A 20326-nucleotide genomic window follows, 5' to 3' on the forward strand; every position below is an offset into this window, starting at 1 on the left:
CGCGCCCGTCGACGGAACGTTCCGTCGACGGGCGCTGTCCGTTCACAGATACCCTTGACACGTGACCGACGCCCAAGAGACCGCAGCAGAGACCGCACTGCGAACCGCCGGGGGCGCTCCCCCGGACGACGGCGTCGCAGCCGAAGAAGTACCGATCCCCTTGCTGGAGCCCCGCGAGGGGATCCCTCCCGTCGTCGCCGACGCCGATGCGCTGGCCGAAGTGATCGCCGCGTTCGCCGCCGGCACCGGCCCGGTCGCCGTCGACGCGGAGCGCGCGTCCGGCTACCGCTACGGCCAGCGCGCCTATCTCGTACAGCTGCGCCGTGAGGGCGCGGGCAGCGCGCTGATCGATCCGATCGGCTGCCCCGATCTGTCCGGTCTGGGCGAGGCGCTGTCCGGCACGGAGTGGATCCTGCACGCGGCGACACAGGACCTGCCGTGCCTGCGCGAAATAGGCATGCTCCCCACCCGGCTCTTCGACACCGAGCTGGCCGGGCGGCTCGCCGGCTTCCCCCGGGTCGGGCTCGGCGCGATGGTGGAGTCCGTCCTCGGTTTCGCCCTGGAGAAGGGCCACTCCGCCGTCGACTGGTCGACCCGCCCGCTCCCCGAGCCGTGGCTGCGCTACGCCGCGCTCGACGTCGAGCTGCTGATCGATCTGCGCGATTCGCTGGAGAAGGAGCTGGACCGGCAGGGCAAGCTGGAGTGGGCCCACCAGGAGTTCGACGCGATCGCCTCGGCGCCGCCCGCTCCCCCGCGCAAGGACCCCTGGCGGCGGACGTCCGGCATGCACAAGGTGCGCCGGCGGCGTCAGATGGCCGTCGTACGGGAGCTGTGGACGACCCGGGACCGGGTGGCCCAGCGGCGGGACGTGTCACCGGGCAAGGTGCTGGGCGACGGCGCGATCGTGGAAGCGGCGCTCGCCCTCCCGGCGAACGTTCAGGAGCTGACCGCGCTGCCCGGGTTCGGACACCGGATGGGCCGGCGGCAGCTGGAGCAGTGGCAGACGGCGGTCGACCGGGCGAAGGCACTGCCCGACGCCGAGCTGCCGCAGCCGGGCCAGCAGCTGAACGGCCCGCCGCCGCCGCGGTCCTGGGCCGACAAGGACCCGGCCGCCGCCGCTCGTCTGACGGCGGCGCGGGCAGCGGTGTCCGCGCTCGCGGAGGAGCTGAACCTGCCGCAGGAGAACCTGATCACTCCGGACACGGTCCGACGCGTGTGCTGGGAACCGCCGGCGCAGCCGTCGGTCGAGTCGGTGGCACAGGCGCTGGCGTCGTACGGGGCGCGTCCGTGGCAGATCGAGCAGGTGGCACCGCTGCTGACGCGCGCGCTGGCGGCGACGGCGACGACCTGACGCGGCCGGGACCCGCGTCTGCGTCCGCCCGGCGTTCGGGACGCGGGTCCCGCACGCGGTGGCCGAGCACACCCTGCGGGCGGGCTCTCCCTCGCGTGACGGGCCGGATGCGCCGGCCCGCCGCCGGCCCAGAGACGGAGCCCCACCGAGACCCACACGCCGGTGGCGCACCCTGCGGGCGGGGTCGCACGCGGGACGGGCTGGACGCCCGGGTTCCGCCTGGCAGTCGGACTCGGGGCCTGCGCCGGCGGCCACGCCTGCGGGCGCGTACCTCCCACGCCAGACGGGCTGAATGCCCCGCCCGCCACCGACCCGGGGCGGACTCCGCCCCGCCGCGCACGCCGGTGGTACGCCGCATCTTGCAGGCCTGCCCTCCCCCGGCGCCCGGTCACGGCTCACCCTGGGGCGGTGTCCTCCCGGCTCCGGCCACGCCCGCAACGCACAGGCCCCACGGCGGAACCGCCGTGCATCCGCACGCCGTTGGCACGACATCCTGCGGACGGGTCTCCCGCGCTGGAAGGCTGGACGTTCCGGCCCGACCCGGCCATCGAACGCGGTCCCGGGGCGTCACCCAGGCGCAGGTGGCTCGGTCCACCCGGCGCGTACCTCCCACGCGGGACGGGCTGAATGTCCCGCCCGCCGCCGGCCCAGAGGCGGAGCCCCACCGAGACCCGCACGCCGGTGGCACGCAACCAAGCAGGCGCGCGCCCTGCCGAACCCCACGCATCCCCGCCCCCGGAAACGGCGGAAGCGCCTCACCCCGGTGTGACGTTCGCCGCTCCCGCCTCTTGGGGTGGGCAGCTTGGTTACCCACAAGTAGCATGGCCGGAGGAAAGCGCGCGCTCAGCGCGCCCCGCAGCAGTGCCACCCCGCACCCTGGAGGAGAGCCATCGTGCCTCGTACCGTCAGGGACGTCGTCTTCGTCGACGGCGTCCGCACCCCGTTCGGCAAGGCGGGCCCGAAGGGCATTTACCACGAGACCCGGGCCGACGATCTCGTCGTGAAGGCGATCCGGGAGCTGCTGCGCCGCAACCCGGACCTCGACCCCGCGAAGATCGACGAGGTGGCGATCGCCGCGACCACGCAGATCGGTGACCAGGGCCTGACCATCGGCCGCACCGCGGGCATCCTCGCGGGTCTGCCGCAGTCCGTGCCCGGCTACTCGATCGACCGCATGTGTGCCGGCGCCCTGACCGCCGTCACCTCCGTCGCGGGCAGCGTGGCCTTCGGTGCGTACGACATCGCCGTCGCCGGCGGTGTCGAGCACATGGGCCGCCACCCCATGGGTGAGGGCGTCGACCCGAACCCGCGGTTCGTGAGCGAGAAGCTCGTCGACGAGTCCGCCCTGTTCATGGGCATGACCGCGGAGAACCTTCACGACCGCTACCCGCACATCACCAAGCAGCGCGCCGACGAGTACGCCGTGCGCTCGCAGGAGAAGGCGGCGAAGGCGTACGCGAACGGCAAGATCCAGCAGGACCTGGTGCCGATCTCGGTCCGCCGCACCAACCCCGAGGCCGGCGAGACCGGCTGGGGCCTGGTCACGCAGGACGAGCCGATGCGTCCCGGCACCACGCTGGAGAGCCTCGCGGGTCTGAAGACCCCCTTCCGTGTGCACGGCCGCGTCACCGCGGGCAACGCCGCCGGTCTCAACGACGGCGCCACCGCCTCGCTCATCGCGTCCGAGGAGTTCGCGCGCGAGAACAACCTGCCGGTCAAGATGCGTCTCGTCTCGTACGCCTTCGCCGGCGTCGAGCCCGAGGTGATGGGCTACGGCCCGATCCCGGCGACCGAGAAGGCGCTGGCCAAGGCGGGCCTGTCGATCGAGGACATCAACCTCTTCGAGGTCAACGAGGCCTTCGCCGTCCAGGTGCTCGCCTTCCTCGACCACTACGGCATCGCCGACGACGACGCGCGCGTCAACCAGTACGGCGGCGCGATCGCGTTCGGCCACCCGCTGGCCTCCTCCGGCGTCCGTCTGATGACGCAGCTGGCCCGCCAGTTCGAGGAGCAGCCCGAGGTCCGCTACGGCCTCACCACGATGTGCGTCGGCTTCGGCATGGGCGCGACGGTCATCTGGGAGAACCCGCACTTCGACGGAGGCACCAAGTGAGCACCACCACGGAACTCCTGAAGGGCGCGGCCGAGCTGTTCCCGGACGAGGTCGTCACGCAGGCGCACGTACGCCACCTCGACCTGCCCGGCGCGGGCCGGTTCGCGCTGATCACGCTCGACAACGGCCTGGACCACACCAAGCCGACCACCTTCGGCCCGCAGTCGCTCGCGAATCTCGACGCCGCGATCGACCAGGTCGAGAAGGAGGCGTCGGAGGGCTCGATCACCGGCGTCGGCATCACCGGCAAGCCGTTCATCTTCGCCGTCGGCGCCGACCTCAAGGGTGTGGAGCTGCTCAAGGAGCACTCCGACGCGCTCGCCATCGGCAAGGGCGGCCACGACGTCTTCAAGCGTCTGTCCCACCTCGCGGTGCCGACCTTCGCGTACTACAACGGCGCGGCGATGGGCGGCGGTGTCGAGGTCGGTCTGCACTGCTCGTACCGCACCGTCTCGCAGGCCATCCCCGCCTTCTCGCTGCCCGAGGTCTTCCTCGGTCTCGTCCCCGGCTGGGGCGGCTGCGCACTGCTGCCGAACCTGATCGGCCCCGAGCGCGCGGTCTCGGTCATCATCGAGAACTCGCTCAACCAGAACAAGCAGCTCAAGGGCGCGCAGGTCTTCGAGCTCGGCATCGCCGACGCGATCTTCGAGGGCGCCGACTTCCTGGAGCAGTCGCTGCTGTGGACGGCGTCCGTCCTCAAGGGCGAGATCGTCGTCGAGCGGGCGGAGATCGACCGCGGTGACGCCTGGGACCAGGCCGTCGCCCGTGGCCGTGCCATCGCCGACTCCAAGGTGCACGGCGCCGCCCCGGCCGCCTACCGCGCCCTGGACATCGTCGCCGCCGCCAAGGACGGCGACCTCCAGGCCGGCTTCGACGCCGAGGACACCGCGCTGGCCGACCTGATCATGGGCGGCGAACTGCGCAGCGGTATCTACGCCTTCAACCTGGTGCAGAAGCGGGCCAAGCGTCCCGCGGGCGCCCCGGACAAGAGCCTGGCGCGCCCGGTCACCAAGGTCGGTGTCGTGGGCGCGGGCCTGATGGCCTCCCAGCTGGCGCTGCTCTTCCTGCGCCGCCTCGAGGTGCCGGTCGTCCTGACCGACATCGACCAGGAGCGCGTCGACAAGGGTGTGGGCTACGTCCACGCCGAGATCGACAAGCTGCTCGGCAAGGGCCGCGTCAACCAGGACAAGGCCAACCGCCTGAAGGCCCTGGTCTCCGGTGTGCTGGACAAGGCGGAGGGCTTCTCCGACGCCGACTTCATCATCGAGGCCGTCTTCGAGGAGATCGGCGTCAAGCAGCAGGTGTTCGCCGAGGTGGAGGCCGTCGCCCCCGCCCACGCGATCTTCGCCACCAACACCTCCTCGCTGTCCGTCACCGAGATGGCGTCGAAGCTCCAGCACCCGGAGCGGGTCGTCGGCTTCCACTTCTTCAACCCGGTCGCGGTCCTGCCGCTGCTGGAGATCGTCCGCGGCGAGCAGACGGACGACGCCTCGCTCGCCACCGCGTTCGGTGTCGCGAAGAAGCTGAAGAAGACCGCGGTCCTGACGAAGGACGCCCCGGCGTTCGTCGTGAACCGCATCCTGACCCGCTTCATGGGCGAGATCCAGAACGTCATCGACGAGGGCACCCCGGTCGCCACCGCCGAGAAGGCGATCGAGCCGCTCGGTCTGCCGATGTCGCCGCTGGTCCTGCTGGAGCTCGTCGGCCCGGCGATCGGTCTGCATGTCTCCGAGACCCTCAACCGCGCCTTCCCGGACCGCTTCACGGTCTCGGCGAACCTGGCCGCGGTGGTCAAGGCCGGCAAGCGCGGCTTCTACGTCTACGATTCCGGCAAGCCGGAGCTGGACCCCGAGGTCGCCGCACTCCTCCAGCAGGGCGACTCCGTCCTCACCGAGGAGCAGGTCCGCGACCGCGTTCTCGACGCGGTGGCGCAGGAGATCGGTCTGATGCTGGACGAGGGTGTCGTGGCCGAGGCCCAGGACATCGACCTCTGCCTGATCACCGGCGCCGGCTGGCCCTTCCACCTGGGCGGCATCACGCCGTACCTGGACCGTGAGGGTGTCTCCCAGCGGGTGAACGGCAAGCCGTTCCTGGCGCAGGGCGTCGCGAGCGTCCCCGCGTAGTCGTACCGCTGACGAAGGCCCCGGCACCTCTCTCGGTGCCGGGGCCTTCGCATGTCACGCTGAATGCATGGAACCCCTGCTGATCGTCGACGCGGCCAACGTCATCGGATCCGTGCCGGACGGCTGGTGGCGGGACCGGCGCGGGGCCGTGGAACGACTGCGCGACCGGCTGCCGCAGGTCGCCGCCGCCGGGCTGGCCGCGCATCCCGGCCCCCTCGACGTGGTGCTCGTCGCGGAGGGGGCCGCGCGCGGTGTGGAGAGCATCCCCGCGGTACGGGTCTCCTCGGCGCCCGGCAGCGGTGACGACCGGATCGTGGAGCTGGTCGCCGAGGCGGATGCCGGCCGGGACGTCGTGGTGGTCACGGCCGACCGGGAACTGCGGCGGCGCGTCGAGGCACTCGGCGCCGGCTGCGTGGGTCCCCGGGCGCTTCAGAACCTGCCGGGTGACCTCTGACCGGGCGTCCACACCCTGGCACGCACCCTTCCCGCGTTACCGAAATACCCTGGCAGCTCCGCTACAAGGGCATCCTGGCGCCTTGGAATCGCACGCACCAGACCGCATCCGCTTCCCGGTCGAAGATCACCCGACAGGCTCTCAGCCGCCGGACGAGCGGACGTAGAGCACCGCGCCGTCGATCTCGCCGGGGAGCGGTTCGTAGTGCCGCTCCAGCAGTCTGCGCAGGGTCGGGACGCGTTCGGGGGCGAAGGGTTTGCCCCGGGAGTCGTCGACGATCAGCGCCGGCGGGTGGGCGCGCATCTCGTCGGCGAACGTGGGCCAGGCGCCCTCCACCCCGTACTTCTCCCCCACCTGGGGGCCGTTGCGGCCGCCGCTGTAGTTGGTGAGCAGACCGGCCGTCAGAAAGCGGCTGGCGGGCGGCCGGTCGGCGAGCCAGTACGTCTCGGGGTGTATCCCCCACACGAGAACGCTCTCAGCGGGGCCTGTACGGGCCTGTACGGCCGTCGCGAGGCGCTGGGCGTGGGCCAGCTCCGGACGAGGCGTCAGCGTCCCCCAGAGGAGGAACAGGGCGCAGCCGCAGGCCGACCACGCCAGCGCGGACGCCAGCCGGTGACGCGGCAGGATCTGCAGGGCTCCCGTCGCCAACAGGGCCAGCGGCGGGATCAGTTGCAGGTAGTAGTGCCCGAAGAAGTGGAAACCCAGCAGCACGGCGGCCGCCGACGACGCCAGCCACAGCCAGAGGTCGCCCACGCCCGTGCGCGCACTGCGCAGCACCCGCACGACCGGCGGGACCAGTCCCGCGCAGGCGGCCCCGAGCAGCGCCGTGTTGGCCACGGCCCGGGACAGGACGTGCAGTTCGGAGCCGGTGAACGAGGCGTACGCCCCCGATCCGGTGACCGTCCAGAACAGAAAGCCGGACGGGTCGGTGAGCAGCGCGGCGGCCAGGACCGGCAGGGCGAATCCCAGAGCCGTGCGCAGCAGTGCGCTGCGGTGCACCGGCGCGGTCTGCCAGAGCAGCCACAGGACCGGACCGAGGACGGCTCCGCCGGTCTGCTTGGTCAGGAACGCCCCCGCAACCGCGACGCCCGCGGCGCCCCAGCGGCCGCGGTCCGCGTACCGGACGGCCGCGGCCGTGAACGGCAGCATGAAGACCTCGAAGGTGGCGGCCTGGGCGTCCTCGGGATTCAGGCCGATGGACACCAGCAGATACAGCACGCCCGCGGTGCGCCCGGCGCGATCGCCCCAGCGGCGGCGGGCGATGCTGGCGAGCAGTGCGGCGGTGACGAGCTGGGCGAGGACCGCGAGGACCCTCACCGAGCGCAGCGACTCGTCGCCGAACAGCGCGAACAGCGTCTCGTAGAGCAGCGGCAGCAGGGGCGGCTTGCGGTCGACGACGGTCTCGTACAGCGCTCCGCCGTCCGCCAGTATCCGCGCCTGGACGGCGAGATAGCCCTCGTCCGGGCTCCACAGCCGGTGCCCGAAGGACGGGATGCGGGTGACGAGCGCGAGCAGGCCGAGGGCCGGAAGCAGCCGCCGCCAGTAGTGGAGACGGCGCGCCGGGGCCGGTACCCGGCGGCGCTGCCGGGGCAGGGACCGCGCGGGGACGCGGCGTAGCGAGGATGGCGGCTCCGCCGGCATGAGTGCCTTTCCGGGTCAGGGTGCAGGCCCGGAAACGCACAGTATCCGGCCCCGCAGGTCCTGCCGGAGCAGGACATACGGGGCCGGTGCGAAAGGTGGCGCTGTTACCGCTGCTGAGCGGGGGTGCGGCCCGCCGGGCTACTTGGGGTTGCCGTCACCCGAGAGGGATCCGCCGGACCCTGCTCGCGTCTGCAACCGGCTGTGCCCGCGGCCGTAGAGGTAGTACACGACCACACCGATCAGCATCCAGACGCCGAACCGCAGCCAGGTCTCGGTCGGCAGGTTCAGCATCAGCCACAGCGACGCCGCGATGGAGATGATGGGGAGCGCCGGCACCCACGGGGTACGGAAGGCGCGGTGCAGGTCGGGGCGGGTGCGGCGGAGGACGATGACGCCGAGGGCCACGATCACGAAGGCGAAGAGCGTGCCGATGTTCACCAGGGCCGCGAGCGCCTCGAGGCTGGTGAAGCCCGCGATGACGGCGATGGCGCAGCCGAGCACGATGGTCGCCCGGTGGGGGGTCCGGAACTTCGGGTGGGTGACGGAGAAGAAGCGCGGCAGCAGTCCGTCACGGCTCATCGCGAAGAACACCCGGGTCTGGCCCAGAAGCAGGATCATGCAGACGGTGATGAGGCCCACGACCGCGCCGAGGCTGATGGCACCGGCGAAGAAGGGCTGGTCGACGGACTTGAAGGCGTCGGCGAGCGGCGCGGTCGCCGACATCTCCTTGTAGTTCTGCATACCGGTGACGACGAGCGTCACGGCCACGTAGAGCACGGTGCAGATGATCAGGGAGCCCAGGATGCCGCGGGGCATGTCCCGCTGGGGGTTCTTGGTCTCCTCCGCCGCGGTGGCGACGACGTCGAACCCGATGAAGGCGAAGAAGACGATGGACGCCGCGGTGAAGATGCCCATGACGCCGAAGTTGGTGGGGTCGTAGCCGAACAGGACCTGCACCAGCGGCGCCGTGAGACCGCCCCCCGTCTCCTGCGCCTCGGCCGGAGGGATGAACGGGGTGTAGTTGTCGGCCTTGATGAAGAACAGGCCCGCGACGATGACCAGCAGGACCACGGTGACCTTGATCGCGACGACGATCGCGGTGATCCGGGCGGACAGTTTCATGCCGATGACCAGGATGGCGGTCAGCGCCAGGATGAGCAGGAAGGCCAGCAGGTCGAAGTGCCCTCCCGCATCGGGTCCCGACAGGGCGGAGGGCATCTGCCAGCCGAGGTTGGTGTCCAGGAGGTGCCGCGCGTACCCGGACCAGCCGACCGCCACCACGGCGGTGCCGAGCGCGAACTCCAGGACCAGGTCCCAGCCGATGATCCAGGCCGGAAGTTCGCCGATGGAGGCGTAGGAGAACGTGTACGCGGAACCCGCCACCGGCACGGTGGAGGCGAACTCCGCGTAGCAGAGCGCCGCCAGTGCGCAGACGACGCCGGCGACGACGAAGGACAGGGCGGTCGCGGGCCCGGCGTTCTCCTTGGCCGCGATACCCGTGAGGACGAAGATGCCCGTGCCGATGATGACGCCGACGCCGAAGACGGTCAGGTCCCAGGCGGAGAGCGACTTCTTCAGCGCGTGCTCCGGCTCCTCCGTGTCGCGGATCGACTGCTCGACCGTCTTGGTCCGGAAGGCGCCCCTTCTGCCTGCTGGGCCGCCCGCAGGGTCTGTCTGTGTGCTCACCGTGCACCTCCACGCTTGACGTCCCCGACATCATCGGGACGGTGGGTGGTCCACGGGCGGCCGTCACAGCACGCTTCACGCGAATGGGCCGGAAGGACCACCCCACCAGGGTGACCCTCCGGCCCCTATTCATGCACGCTGTGCAGCGCCATTCGCGTCAACCGGGTGACGGTCAGTCGCGGGCGGGCTCCACGGCCTCGCTGTCGAAACGGCCGTCGAGCCTGGCCACGAGCCCCGTCACCTGACGGGCGATGTCCGGTGCCGTCAGGCCGATCTCGGCCATGACCTCCTTGCGGGAGGCGTGGTCGAGGAAGCGCGGCGGGATGCCGAAGTCACGCAGCGGGACATCAACGCCGGCGTCCCGCAGCGCCTGGGCGACGGCGGATCCGACGCCGCCGACCCTGCTGTTGTCCTCGACGGTGACGACGACCCGGTGCAGCTCGGCGAGCGGCGCGAGGGCCTCGTCGACCGGCTTGACCCAGCGGGGGTCGATCACGGTGGTGGAGATGCCCTGCTTGTCGAGGAGATCGGCGATCTCCAGGCACATCGGGGCGAGCGCGCCGACGGAGACGAGCAGGACGTCGGGGTCGGCAACCTTCGCCTCCCGCAGGACGTCCATGCCTCCGACCCGGCCCACGGCCTGCACCGAGGGGCCGACGGCGCCCTTGGAGAACCGCACGACGGTCGGCGCGTCGTCGACCTCGACCGCCTCGCGCAGCTGGGCCCGTACCTGGTCCGCGTCACGCGGGGCGGCGATCCGCAGGCCGGGGACGACCTGGAGGATCGACATGTCCCACATGCCGTTGTGCGAGGCGCCGTCGGTGCCGGTGACACCGGCGCGGTCCAGGACGAATGTGACGCCGCAGCGGTGCAGGGCCACGTCCATCAGGACCTGGTCGAAGGCGCGGTTGAGGAAGGTGGCGTAGACCGCGAAGACGGGGTGCACGCCGCCGGTCGCCAGACCCGCCGCGGAGACCGCGCCGTGCTGCTCGGCGATGCCGACGTCGTAGACACGGTCGGGGAAGGCCTTGGCGAACCTGTCGAGCCCGACCGGCTGGAGCATCGCGGCGGTGATCGCCACGATGTCCTCCCGCTCCTTGCCGAGCTGGACCATCTCCTCGCCGAACACGGAGGTCCAGTCGAGTCCCGAACTCGCGATCGGCAGACCGGTGTCGGGGTGGATCTTGCCCACCGCGTGGAAGCGGTCCGCCTCGTCCTGGAGGGCGGGCTGGTAGCCGCGGCCCTTCTCGGTGAGGCAGTGCACGATCACGGGCCCGCCGAAGCGCTTGGCGCGGGCGAGGGCGGACTCCAGCGCCTCGATGTCGTGGCCGTCGATGGGGCCGACGTACTTCAGTCCCAGGTCCTCGAACATGCCCTGCGGAGCGATGAAGTCCTTGAGGCCCTTCTTGGCGCCGTGCAGGGTCTCGTAGAGCGGCCTGCCGACGACGGGGGTGCGCTCCAGGATGTCCTTGCCGCGGGCGAGGAAGCGCTCGTAGCCGTCGGTCGTCCGGAGGGTGGCGAGGTGGTTGGCCAGGCCGCCGATGGTGGGCGCGTAGGAGCGCTCGTTGTCGTTGACGACGATGACGAGCGGGCGGTCCTTGGCGGCGGCGATGTTGTTCAGCGCCTCCCAGGCCATACCGCCGGTCAGGGCTCCGTCACCGATGACCGCGACGACGTGGTCGTCCTTGCGGAGCACCTCGTTGGCCTTGGCGAGGCCGTCGGCCCAGCCGAGCACCGTGGAGGCGTGGGAGTTCTCGATGACGTCGTGGTCGGACTCGGCCTGCGACGGGTAGCCGGAGAGGCCGCCCTTCATCTTGAGCCGTGAGAAGTCCTGACGGCCGGTGAGGAGCTTGTGCACGTAGCTCTGGTGACCGGTGTCCCACAGGACCTTGTCCTTCGGGGACTCGAAGACCCGGTGGAGAGCGATGGTCAGCTCGACGACGCCGAGGTTGGGACCGAGGTGTCCGCCGGTCTTGGAGACCGCGTCGACGAGAAAGGTCCGGATCTCTGCGGCCAGCTGATCCAGCTGCTCCGGGCTGAGCCGGTCCAGATCGCGCGGTCCCTTGATACGGGTAAGCAAAGCCACCCGTGCCTCCTTGACTGTTGAGCTGGTCGAGCGTGCCGATTCGTCGAGTCTAATGTTCCGCGCCGGAGCGCAGTCATCGGGCGGTGCGTTCCGCATCACTCCAACGGCCCAGACGCAGCAGTGCCCGGCACCGTGTCACGGTGCCGGGCACTGGCCGGTTGTGCTAGGCGCGACCTGCGGTCTTCTGCGTCTTGCGGGTGATCGAGTCGATCACAACAGTGGCCAGCAGCACACCACCGGTGATCATGTACTGGATCGGGGTGGCGATGCCCTCGAGCGCCAGTCCGTACTGGATCGAGACGATGACCATGACGCCGAGGAGGGCGTTCCAGGTCCGGCCCCGGCCACCGAAGAGGCTGGTGCCGCCGATGACGGCCGCCGCGATGACGTTCATCAGCAGGTCACCGGCGCCGGCGCTCTGGTTCGCCGCCGCGATCTTGGAGGCCCAGAACAGGCCGCCGATGGCCGCGAAGGTGCCGGCGAGCGAGAAGACGGAGATCCGGATCGCCGTGACGTTGATACCGGCACGCCGCGAGGCCTCCACGCTGCCGCCGAGCGCGAAGATCTTCCGGCCGTAGGTGGTACGGCGGAGGACGAAGTCCGTGATCACGAGGACGGCGAGGAACAGGACCAGCGCCAGCGGCAGGCCCTTGTACTGGTTGAACATGATCGCGCCGGCGAAGGCGATCACGGCCAGGGCCACGGTGCGCACCACGATGTCGACGAGCGGCCGGGACGGGATGCCGGCGGCCGCACGGCGGCGGTTGTCGTAGAAGCTGGAGAGGAAGAAGCCGGCCACGGCGACCGCGGCCAGACCGTAGGCGGCAGCCACGTCGGTGAAGTAGTACGTGGTCAGCTTGCCGACGACACCTTCGCCGTCCAGGTTGATCGTGCCGTTCTCGCCGAGCAGCTGGAGCATGAAGCCGAGCCAGAACAGCAGGCCGGCCAGCGTGACGGCGAACGCGGGGGCGCCGATCCGGGCGAAGAAGAAGCCGTGGAGCGCGCCGATGGCGGCGCCGGAGACGACCGCGACGAGGACCGCGAGCCACTCGTTCATGCCGTGGGTGACACTCAGCACCGCGACGACGGCGCCGGAGACACCGCTGACGGAGCCGACCGACAGGTCGATCTCACCGAGCAGCAGAACGAAGATGATGCCGACGGCCATCATGCCGGTGGCGACCATCGTGACCGCGATGTTGCTCAGGTTCTCGGCCGAGAGGAAGTTCGAGTTCAGGCTCTGGAAGATCGCGCCGATGATGATCAGACCGACGATGACCGGCATCGAGCCCAGGTCACCGGCGTGCATCTTGCGCTTGAACTCGGAGAAGTAGCCCGCGAGGCCCTGCTCGCGTACCAGCAGCCGCGGGTCGACCGCGGTGACGGCGGCCTTGGCGGCCTCCGGGTTCACGACGGGCGCGTCCGCGGGCGCGTCGGTCGTCGTGGAGGTCTTGTCGATGTTCACTTCTGAACCTCCGCGTTGCGCGCCGCACGACGGGTCACGGCGTTGTCCGTGGCGCCCGTGATGGCGGAGATGATCTCTTCCTGCGACGTGGACTTCACGTCGAAGACACCGTTGTTGCGCCCGAGGCGCAGGACGGCGACCTTGTCGGCGACGGCCTTGACGTCAGCCATGTTGTGGCTGATCAGGATCACCGCGTGACCGCGCTCGCGCAGGCGCTCGACGAGGTCGAGGACCTGGGCGGTCTGCTCGACACCGAGGGCCGCGGTCGGCTCGTCGAGGATGACGAGCTTGGGCTCGCCGAGCATCGAACGGGCGATGGCCACCGTCTGGCGCTGACCGCCGGACAGCGACGCGATCGGGATGCGCACGCTGGGGATGCGGATCGACAGCGTGTTCAGGAGCTCGAGTGCACGACGCTCCATCTCGACCTCGTTGAGAATGCCGCGCTTGCGGATCTCCCGGCCGAGGTAGAGGTTTCCGACAACGTCGATGTTGTCGCACAGCGCGAGGTCCTGGTAGACGGTCGCGATGCCCAGGGCCTGGGCGTCGTGCGGACGGTTGATCGACACCGACTTGCCGTCCCACTCGATGACACCGTCATCGATGGGGTGCACGCCGGCGATCGTCTTGACCAGCGTGGACTTTCCGGCGCCGTTGTCGCCCACCAGGGCTACGACCTCTCCGGAGTGGACCTCAAGCTCTACGTCGGTGAGCGCCTGGACGGCACCGAATCGCTTGGAGACCCCTCGCAACGCCAACACGGGCGTAGCGGACACGTGAACCATCTCCTTCGCCGCCTGACCGGCGGGGATGCCGCGCCGGGGTGTGGCGCGGAGGCTGAGCAGCAGGGAACTAGTGCCCCGGGAGCGGCACCAGGGGCGAAGCGATCCGTCCGGCGCCCCGCCCCATCAGCGGGGTGGTTGGGATGGGGCGGGACGCCGGACAGGCTTCTGCGGGGGCGGGCCCGGAGGGGCCCCCGGCCTTACTTCAGGCCCGCCGCGTCACAGGCGGCCTTGTACTTCGGGGTGCAGATCTCCTGGACGGTGTAGACGCCGTCCTTGATGACCGTGTCGTTGATGTTGGCCTTGGTCAGCGAGACGACCGGGACGAGCACGGTCGGGATGCCCTTGGTGGTGGGGCTGTCCACGGTGTCCTTGGCGATCGAGTCGAGCTTCTCGCCCTTGGCGAGCGCGACAGCCATCTCGGCGGCGGCCGCGGCCTCCGGCTGGTACGGCTTGTAGACGCTCATGAACTGCTCACCCGCGACGATGCGCTGCACACCGGCGAGCTCGGCGTCCTGGCCGGTGACCGGCGGGAGCGGGGAGATGCCGGCGGCCTTGAGGGCGGTGATGATGCCGCCCGCCATGCCGTCGTTGGCGGAGTAGACGCCGACGATCTTGTTCTTGCCGAGGGCCGAGATCGCCGCCTCCATGTTGGCGTTGGCGTTCTCCGGCTTCCACTCCTTGGTGTCGTACTCCTTGCCGACGGTGACCTTGCCATCGAGCTCGGCCTTCGCGCCCTTCTTGAAGAGCGCGGCGTTCGGGTCGGTGATCGCACCGTTCATCATGACGATGGAGCCGGCCTTGGCCTTGGTGCCCAGCGCTCCGAGGAGCGCCTTGCCCTGGACGTGGCCGACCTCTTCGTTGTCGAAGGAGGTGTAGGCGTCGATCGGGCCCTCGGCCAGGCGGTCGAAGGCGACGACGGGGATGCCCGCCTCCTTGGCCTTCTTGACGCCACCGGCTATGGCCTTGGAGTCGACAGCGTCGACGATCAGCACGTCGACCTTGTTCGTGATCATGGTGTCGACCTGCTGCGTCTGCAGCGTCGCGTCCTGCTTGGCGTTGGCGTAGACGACCTTCGCCTTGCCGTTCGTCAGCTCGCCGACCTTCTTCTCGATCAGCGGCTTGTCGAACTTCTCGTAGCGCGCGGTCTGGTTCTCCGGCAGCAGCAGACCGACCGTGATGTCGTCGCCCTTCGCGGCGCCCGACTCCTTGGCCTTGTCGCCGGACTCCTTCGCGCTGCCACAGGCAGCGAGCGAGACGGCCATGGCGGTGGCGGCAGTAGCAACGGCGGCACGACGCAGATGTGCGTTCATCTGTGGAAACCTCCCTGACGGGGCCGCGTCGTTGCGGCCGAGGTGGCTGGAAGTCAACTCGGCCCCGGTGCCAGCGTCAAGGAGTAAATCCTTAACGAGATGACAACGGTGCCATTCGTTATCTAAGTGAAGGCAGGCGCACTGGTCGGCAGAGCGCTGTCAAGAAGGGTCGAATCGCCCATTTCGCTGAGCACCAGAGCCAGTGCGCCAAGCACCTCGGCCCGTCCACCAAGAGCGCCCGGTGCCACCGACAGCTGCCGCGCTGCGCTGGGGATGGCGTACCGGGAGACGGACTCACGAATGGGTCCGAGAACCAATTCTCCGGCCTCCGCGAGGTCCCCGCCCAGTACTACGCGGCTCGGGTTCAGGAGATTGCAGAGATTGGCGACGCCGCTGCCGATGTGGCGGCCCACGTCGGCGACGACCCGGCGGCAGCCGGGGTCGCCCTCCCGGGCCAGCTGGACCACGCGTTCCATGGTCAGATCGACGCCGTGGCTGGACTGGAGCAGCGGCAGGACGTAGCGGGCTGCGGCGAACGTCTCGAGGCAGCCGCGGTTGCCGCAGCGGCACACGGGACCGGACTCGTCCAGGGTGATGTGGCCGATCTCCCCGGCCGTGCCGCCCGGCCCGCGGTAGATCTGGCCGTCGATCACCAGACCGGCGCCGACACCGCTGGCGACCTTGATGTACGCGAGGTCCCGCACCCCCCGTCCGCTGCCCCAGACGAGCTCGCCGAGGGCGCCGAGGTTGGCGTCATTGTCCACGTAGACCGGGACGCCGAGCCGTCCGGAGAGCTCCTCGCTGGGGTTTATCCCCGTCCAGCCCGGCAGGATCGAGGTGGAGCCGAGGGTGCCGGACTCCACGTCGATGGGACCGGGCACACCGAGGCCCACGCCGATCACCTTGTCCGGGCCGATACCGGTCGCCGAGATCAGCCGGTTGACCAGCTGTTCGGCCCGCCCGAAGCCCTGTGCGGAAGAGGCGTCGACGTCGAGCGGTTCCGACTCCTCGGCCAGCACCTGGTGGGCGAGATTGCCGACGGCGACCCGCAGATGCGTATGGCCGAAGTCGACGCCGATGACGATGCCCGCGTCACCGCTGAGGGAGACGCTGCGGGCCCGCCGGCCGCCCGCGGAGGTGGGTGTGACCTCGACGGTGCCGCCGTCTTTCAGTTCGCGAACGATGTTGGAGACCGTGGCCGCGGACAGGCCGGTGCTCCTCGCGATCTCGGCCTGCGTCAGCGAGCCCGCCATGCGGACCGCGCGCACAACCCGTTCGAGGTTGGCCCGGTGCAGAGATGTCTGCGATCCCGGAGTCTCCATTGACTCATCCACTCCTGCCCCCGGTGGGCGGCACGACGGCCGCCCCCGGCCGGAATGCCCGTGAGGCAATCCCGACGTCTCTCCAACTTGTGAACTCTAAGCTGAACGCCCAGGGGGTTATCCCGTCAAGACCTTGAGCGGCGCGAGGGACACCCGCGCACCGTCGCACAGGGCACCGGTACGGCGAATGCCCCGGCGGGAAGGCCCGCCGGGGCACGGCCGTCGCTTCGGCACGGACGGGCTACTTGATCGCGCCGGCCGTCAGTCCCGCCACCACCTGACGCTGGAAGATGATGTACGCGGCAAGCACCGGCAGCATCGCCATCACCAGACCGGCGAACAGTCCGGACCAGTCGCCCTTGTACCCCTGGCTCACGGCCAGCTCCACCAGACCCTGCGAGAGCACCTTGCGGTCCGGGTCCGTGTTGAGCACGGTCGGCAGCATGTACTGGTTCCACTGACCGAGGAAGTTGAAGATGCCGACACTGATCAGTCCCGGCTTGGCCATCGGCAGCATGACCTGGAAGAAGGTCCGGGTGTGCGACGCGCCGTCGATCATCGCGGCCTCGGCCACCGACGACGGCAGAGTCCGGAAGAAGGCAGTCAGGAAGAAGACCGTGAACGGCAGCGAGTAGGCGATGTAGACGAGGATCAGCCCGTGCAGCGTGTTCAGCAGGCTGACGTTGTTCAGCACGTAGAACAGCGGCACCAGCGCCAGCATGATCGGGAAGCTCATCCCTCCGATGAAGAGGAAGTAGATGAAGCGGTTCCCGGGGAAGTCGAAGCGCGCCAGGACGTACGCGGCCATGGAGCCGAACAGCAGCGTGCCGATCAGCGAACCGCCCACGACCAGGATGGTGTTGAGGAAGTAGTCGCTCATGTGCGCCTGGCTCCAGGCGCGCGACCAGTTCTCGAAGTGCAGTGAGTCGGGCAGCGACCACGGCGAGGTGAAGATCGCCCGGTCCGTCTTGAAGGACGTCATCACCGCCCACAGCAGCGGCAGCACGACCATGATCGCCCAGATGACGAGCACGCCGTGCGAGAAGACGTTGAGCACACTGCCCGAGGTCTTCTTGGCGGGGGCGGCGGGCTCCGCCTTCGTCTTCATGACCGGCTGGCGGACCTCGGAGACACCGGCGGGCGGCGCGTCAGTGGATTTCACCGGAAATCACCTCGTGCTGTCGTGCCGGCCACCGCGACCGAGCTGTTTTTCTGCCGGGGGTCCGAGGGCCTGTCCCCGGGATGACGCCGCATCAGTACTCCAGCCGCTCGCGCCGGCCCAGCCGCATCACGACGGCCGCGAAGGCCAGGGTGACGACGAGCAGGGCGACACCGATCGTGGTCGCGTAGGCGGCCTGTCCGTCGCGGAAGGCCGTTTGGTACACGTACAGCGTGAGGACCGTGGTCGAGTAGTCGGGTCCGCCCGGTCCCACGGTCATGATCTGCACGACCGCGAACGACTCCGCGCCCAGGGCGAGGATGCCCATGTAGACCCAGCCGGACTGCACGGTGTCCCACAGCAGCGGAAGGGTGATGCGGAAGAAGGTGGTGAACCGGCTCGCGCCGTCGAGCAGTGCCGCCTCGTAGAAGTCCTTGGGAATGGACGCCATACCGGCGGAGAAGAGGACGACGAAGAATCCGACCGTGCTCCAGACCAGGACCGCCATGACACACCACAGGGCGAGATCGGGGTCGCCGAGCCAGTCCGGCTGGATGCTGTCGAGACCGACGGCCTGGAGAGCGCCGTTGATCGCACCGTCGTTGGGGTTGTACGCGAACTGGAACAGCAGGGCGACAATCGCGATCGACAGCACCTGCGGGAAGAAGTACGCGATTTTGTAGAAGGACGAACCGCGGACACCGGCGATGGCGGCGCCTTTCCGGCGCCGCCCGCCGACATTCAGCATGAACGCGAAGAACAGTGCGAGGCCGAGCGTCACCAGCGGCAGGAGCAGCGCGAACCAGAGGCTGTGCTGCAGCGATTTCCAGAAGATGTCGTCGTCGAGCATTCGACTGTAATTGTCGAAGCCGACCATCTTGAAGTCCGGGCTCAGGCCCGTCCAGTCCGTGAACGAATAGTAGATGGACTGGATGAACGGCCAGATGACGAAGACCGCGTACAAGGCCAAGGGGGCAGCCAAGAAGCCCACGATGAACCGGTACTTGCCGTGTTGCATGGTTACCGACCCCGATCTTCCGGCGAATGCCGCCGCTGGTGACGCCTGCTCACTGGTGCTTGTAGTGCTTGATCGACTGGTCCTTGGCCGCCGCGTCCGCGAAGCCCTGGATCTTCTTGATGGTCTCCGCGGGGGTCGCGCGGCCGGCCATCATCTCACCGAGACCGGCAACGCCGATCTGCTCCTTCTGGAGCTTCACGTACCAGTCCTGGATGCGCGGGTTGACCACGTTGTCGCCGGCCTTCTTCAGCGAGTCGACGCCGGACTGCATGGCTGTCGAGAGCGTCAGACCGTCGGTTCCGCCGTTGAACGCCGTCAGGGACTTCACCGACGCGGTGAAGCTCTTCGACGAGGCCTCGCTGAGCATGATGCGCAGCTGCTCCATACCGCCCTCGGCGTTCTTCGCCTTGGCCGGCACGATGAAGGGCTCGCCGCCGGACGCCCAGATGGTGCCGAACGGCAGCTTGTCGGACGCGTCCAGGCTGGAGGGCGCGGCCACCATCATCTTGAAGTCCTTGGGCGTGGTCTTCGCCGCCTCGTTCTCCACCCAGGAGCCGTTGGGGATGAAGAGCGCCTTGCCCTCGGTCCAGGCCGTCTGGGACTGGATGTGGTCGATGCCGGGCGTGCCCTTGAGGATGTAGCCCTTCTTGTAGAGCTCGTAGTAGGCCTCGAACGCGGCCTTGACCGCGGAGTGCTCCCAGGCCTTCGGCTCCAGGTTGTCGATGGCGTCGAGGACCTCGCGGCCGCCGATCTTGGCGATGAAGGGGTAGAGCGAGAACGGCAGGTAGTACGGGTGCTTGCCCGCGTAGGTCCAGCCGGCGATGCCCTTCTTCTTCGCCTTCGCGCAGAGCGCGAGCATCTCGTCCCAGGTCTCCGGGTACGCGGAGTCGAGCTTCTCGAGGTTGGTCTGCGAGTACCACACGCCGTAGACGGTGTAGGCGTAGTAGAGGATCCAGACCGGCTCGCCGTCGAACTGGCCCATCTCGACGATCCCCGGCCGCAGGGTGTCGCGGACCTTCTTGTTGGGGTCGTCGATGGAGGGCGCGTCGAGCAGCGGGGTGAGGTCGGAGAGCTGCTTCTTGCCGACCAGGACGCCCATGTCCATCTGCTGGGCGCCGGAGTTGTCGATCAGGTCCGGCGGGGTGCCGCCGTTGAAGCGCGGCTGGAGCTCCGACTGGATCTTCTGGGTGGCCCGGTGCTTGACCTTGGGGGCCTTGGGGAAGGCGGCCTCGTACTTCTTCTCGGCGTCCAGTGCGTACTGCTGGCCGAATCCGCCGTCGAAGATGACCACCTCGAGCTGCGCCGTCTCGTTGACGCCGAGCGGGTTCTTGGCGGACTTCTGGCCCTTGTCGACCTTGTCGCTGCTGCCACCGTCGCCGCTCGCGCAGGCGGACAGGAAGCTCATCGTCGGCACGGTCAGCAGGCCGAGTGCGGCAGACCGCTTGATCAGACTACGACGGCCAAGGCCCTCATTGTTGTGGGCGGAGGTGGATCCCATGCTCAAGTCCTCGCCTTCTCCAGGACTCAGGCGGTGTACCGGTCGCCCGTCCATATCGCCACAGGCGAAGGGCCCCGCCACCGCGGTCAGTTGCTGTGTTCTCCCGGGGGGAAAACCAGTGAAGCTCGGGGTCGTGCACGGTTGGCAGCGGGAACGGATCGTGTGGGGACGGTAGTCGATACGCTCGGCCGTCCGCCTCCCCCGTCCCCCCTGGCCCGCTGCCATATAAAACAGGTAGGCGGACGCCGACAGGTATAGTCCACTTCAGGTCAACGGAGCAAGATCGAAAGCAACTTTGGGGGGCAGTCTTTCCCG

14 protein-coding genes are annotated in these 20326 nt (G+C 69.4%); 4 read left to right on the forward strand and 10 right to left on the reverse strand.

Annotated features, from left to right (window positions below; genetic code table 11):
* The first annotated feature begins 61 nt into the window (after positions 1 to 61).
* From RPQ07_RS08860 to RPQ07_RS08875, 4 genes are all read left to right on the forward strand, one after another.
* The gene (locus RPQ07_RS08860; RefSeq protein ID WP_313943534.1) at positions 62 to 1351 is read left to right on the forward strand and encodes a ribonuclease D; all 1290 of its coding nucleotides are present in this window, start codon (positions 62 to 64) and stop codon (positions 1349 to 1351) included.
* An 892-nt stretch (positions 1352 to 2243) separates the two neighbouring features.
* On the forward strand, positions 2244 to 3464 hold the full coding sequence (locus RPQ07_RS08865; RefSeq protein WP_313943536.1) for an acetyl-CoA C-acyltransferase: 1221 nt from the start codon (positions 2244 to 2246) through the stop codon (positions 3462 to 3464).
* Positions 3461 to 5587: a 3-hydroxyacyl-CoA dehydrogenase NAD-binding domain-containing protein gene (locus RPQ07_RS08870; protein ID WP_313943537.1), complete on the forward strand. Its 2127-nt coding sequence runs from the start codon at positions 3461 to 3463 to the stop codon at positions 5585 to 5587. Before RPQ07_RS08865 ends, RPQ07_RS08870 begins: the two co-directional genes overlap by 4 nt.
* A 67-nt stretch (positions 5588 to 5654) precedes the next feature.
* A complete protein-coding gene (locus RPQ07_RS08875; RefSeq protein WP_313943538.1) occupies positions 5655 to 6041 on the forward strand; it encodes an NYN domain-containing protein in 387 nt (128 codons plus the stop codon).
* A 141-nt stretch (positions 6042 to 6182) separates the two neighbouring features.
* Here RPQ07_RS08875 and RPQ07_RS08880 read toward each other — a convergent pair whose 3' ends face one another.
* From RPQ07_RS08880 to ngcE, 10 genes are all read right to left on the reverse strand, one after another.
* Positions 6183 to 7682: an ArnT family glycosyltransferase gene (locus RPQ07_RS08880; protein WP_313943539.1), complete on the reverse strand. Its 1500-nt coding sequence runs from the start codon at positions 7680 to 7682 to the stop codon at positions 6183 to 6185.
* Positions 7683 to 7820: 138 nt separating this feature from the next.
* Positions 7821 to 9368: an amino acid permease gene (locus RPQ07_RS08885; RefSeq protein ID WP_313943540.1), complete on the reverse strand. Its 1548-nt coding sequence runs from the start codon at positions 9366 to 9368 to the stop codon at positions 7821 to 7823.
* A gap of 172 nt (positions 9369 to 9540) precedes the next feature.
* Positions 9541 to 11454 (reverse strand): 1-deoxy-D-xylulose-5-phosphate synthase, encoded by a 1914-nt coding sequence (gene dxs, locus RPQ07_RS08890; protein ID WP_313943541.1) that lies wholly within the window; start codon positions 11452 to 11454, stop codon positions 9541 to 9543.
* Between the two features lie 163 nt (positions 11455 to 11617).
* Positions 11618 to 12919, reverse strand: a complete 1302-nt coding sequence (locus RPQ07_RS08895) for a sugar ABC transporter permease (RefSeq protein ID WP_313943542.1) — start codon at positions 12917 to 12919, stop codon at positions 11618 to 11620.
* Positions 12916 to 13704, reverse strand: a complete 789-nt coding sequence (locus RPQ07_RS08900; protein WP_313943543.1) for an ATP-binding cassette domain-containing protein — start codon at positions 13702 to 13704, stop codon at positions 12916 to 12918. Before RPQ07_RS08900 ends, RPQ07_RS08895 begins: the two co-directional genes overlap by 4 nt.
* A 197-nt stretch (positions 13705 to 13901) precedes the next feature.
* On the reverse strand, positions 13902 to 15014 hold the full coding sequence (locus RPQ07_RS08905; RefSeq protein ID WP_313943544.1) for a sugar ABC transporter substrate-binding protein: 1113 nt from the start codon (positions 15012 to 15014) through the stop codon (positions 13902 to 13904).
* A gap of 122 nt (positions 15015 to 15136) precedes the next feature.
* A complete protein-coding gene (locus tag RPQ07_RS08910; protein WP_313943545.1) occupies positions 15137 to 16336 on the reverse strand; it encodes an ROK family transcriptional regulator in 1200 nt (399 codons plus the stop codon).
* A gap of 241 nt (positions 16337 to 16577) precedes the next feature.
* Entirely contained in the window at positions 16578 to 17444 is an 867-nt protein-coding gene (locus RPQ07_RS08915; RefSeq protein WP_313948827.1) for a carbohydrate ABC transporter permease, read from the reverse strand.
* Positions 17445 to 17589: 145 nt separating this feature from the next.
* Entirely contained in the window at positions 17590 to 18513 is a 924-nt protein-coding gene (locus RPQ07_RS08920; RefSeq protein ID WP_313943546.1) for a sugar ABC transporter permease, read from the reverse strand.
* Positions 18514 to 18562: 49 nt separating this feature from the next.
* Positions 18563 to 20011: an N-acetylglucosamine/diacetylchitobiose ABC transporter substrate-binding protein gene (ngcE, locus tag RPQ07_RS08925; protein WP_313943547.1), complete on the reverse strand. Its 1449-nt coding sequence runs from the start codon at positions 20009 to 20011 to the stop codon at positions 18563 to 18565.
* Positions 20012 to 20326: the final 315 nt, after the last annotated feature.

Origin of the sequence: Streptomyces sp. AM8-1-1, from assembly GCF_032229325.1 — a bacterium.
Lineage (GTDB): Bacteria > Actinomycetota > Actinomycetes > Streptomycetales > Streptomycetaceae > Streptomyces > Streptomyces achmelvichensis.

Coding starts and splice junctions, on each gene's coding strand:
- RPQ07_RS08875 (WP_313943538.1), top strand. CDS start 5,655: ATGGAACCCCTGCTGATCGTCGACGCGGCCAACGTCATCGGATCCGTG.
- RPQ07_RS08880 (WP_313943539.1), bottom strand. CDS start 7,682: ATGCCGGCGGAGCCGCCATCCTCGCTACGCCGCGTCCCCGCGCGGTCC.
- RPQ07_RS08900 (WP_313943543.1), bottom strand. CDS start 13,704: ATGGTTCACGTGTCCGCTACGCCCGTGTTGGCGTTGCGAGGGGTCTCC.
- RPQ07_RS08905 (WP_313943544.1), bottom strand. CDS start 15,014: ATGAACGCACATCTGCGTCGTGCCGCCGTTGCTACTGCCGCCACCGCC.
- RPQ07_RS08910 (WP_313943545.1), bottom strand. CDS start 16,336: ATGGAGACTCCGGGATCGCAGACATCTCTGCACCGGGCCAACCTCGAA.
- RPQ07_RS08915 (WP_313948827.1), bottom strand. CDS start 17,444: ATGAAGACGAAGGCGGAGCCCGCCGCCCCCGCCAAGAAGACCTCGGGC.
- RPQ07_RS08920 (WP_313943546.1), bottom strand. CDS start 18,513: ATGCAACACGGCAAGTACCGGTTCATCGTGGGCTTCTTGGCTGCCCCC.
- ngcE (WP_313943547.1), bottom strand. CDS start 20,011: ATGGGATCCACCTCCGCCCACAACAATGAGGGCCTTGGCCGTCGTAGT.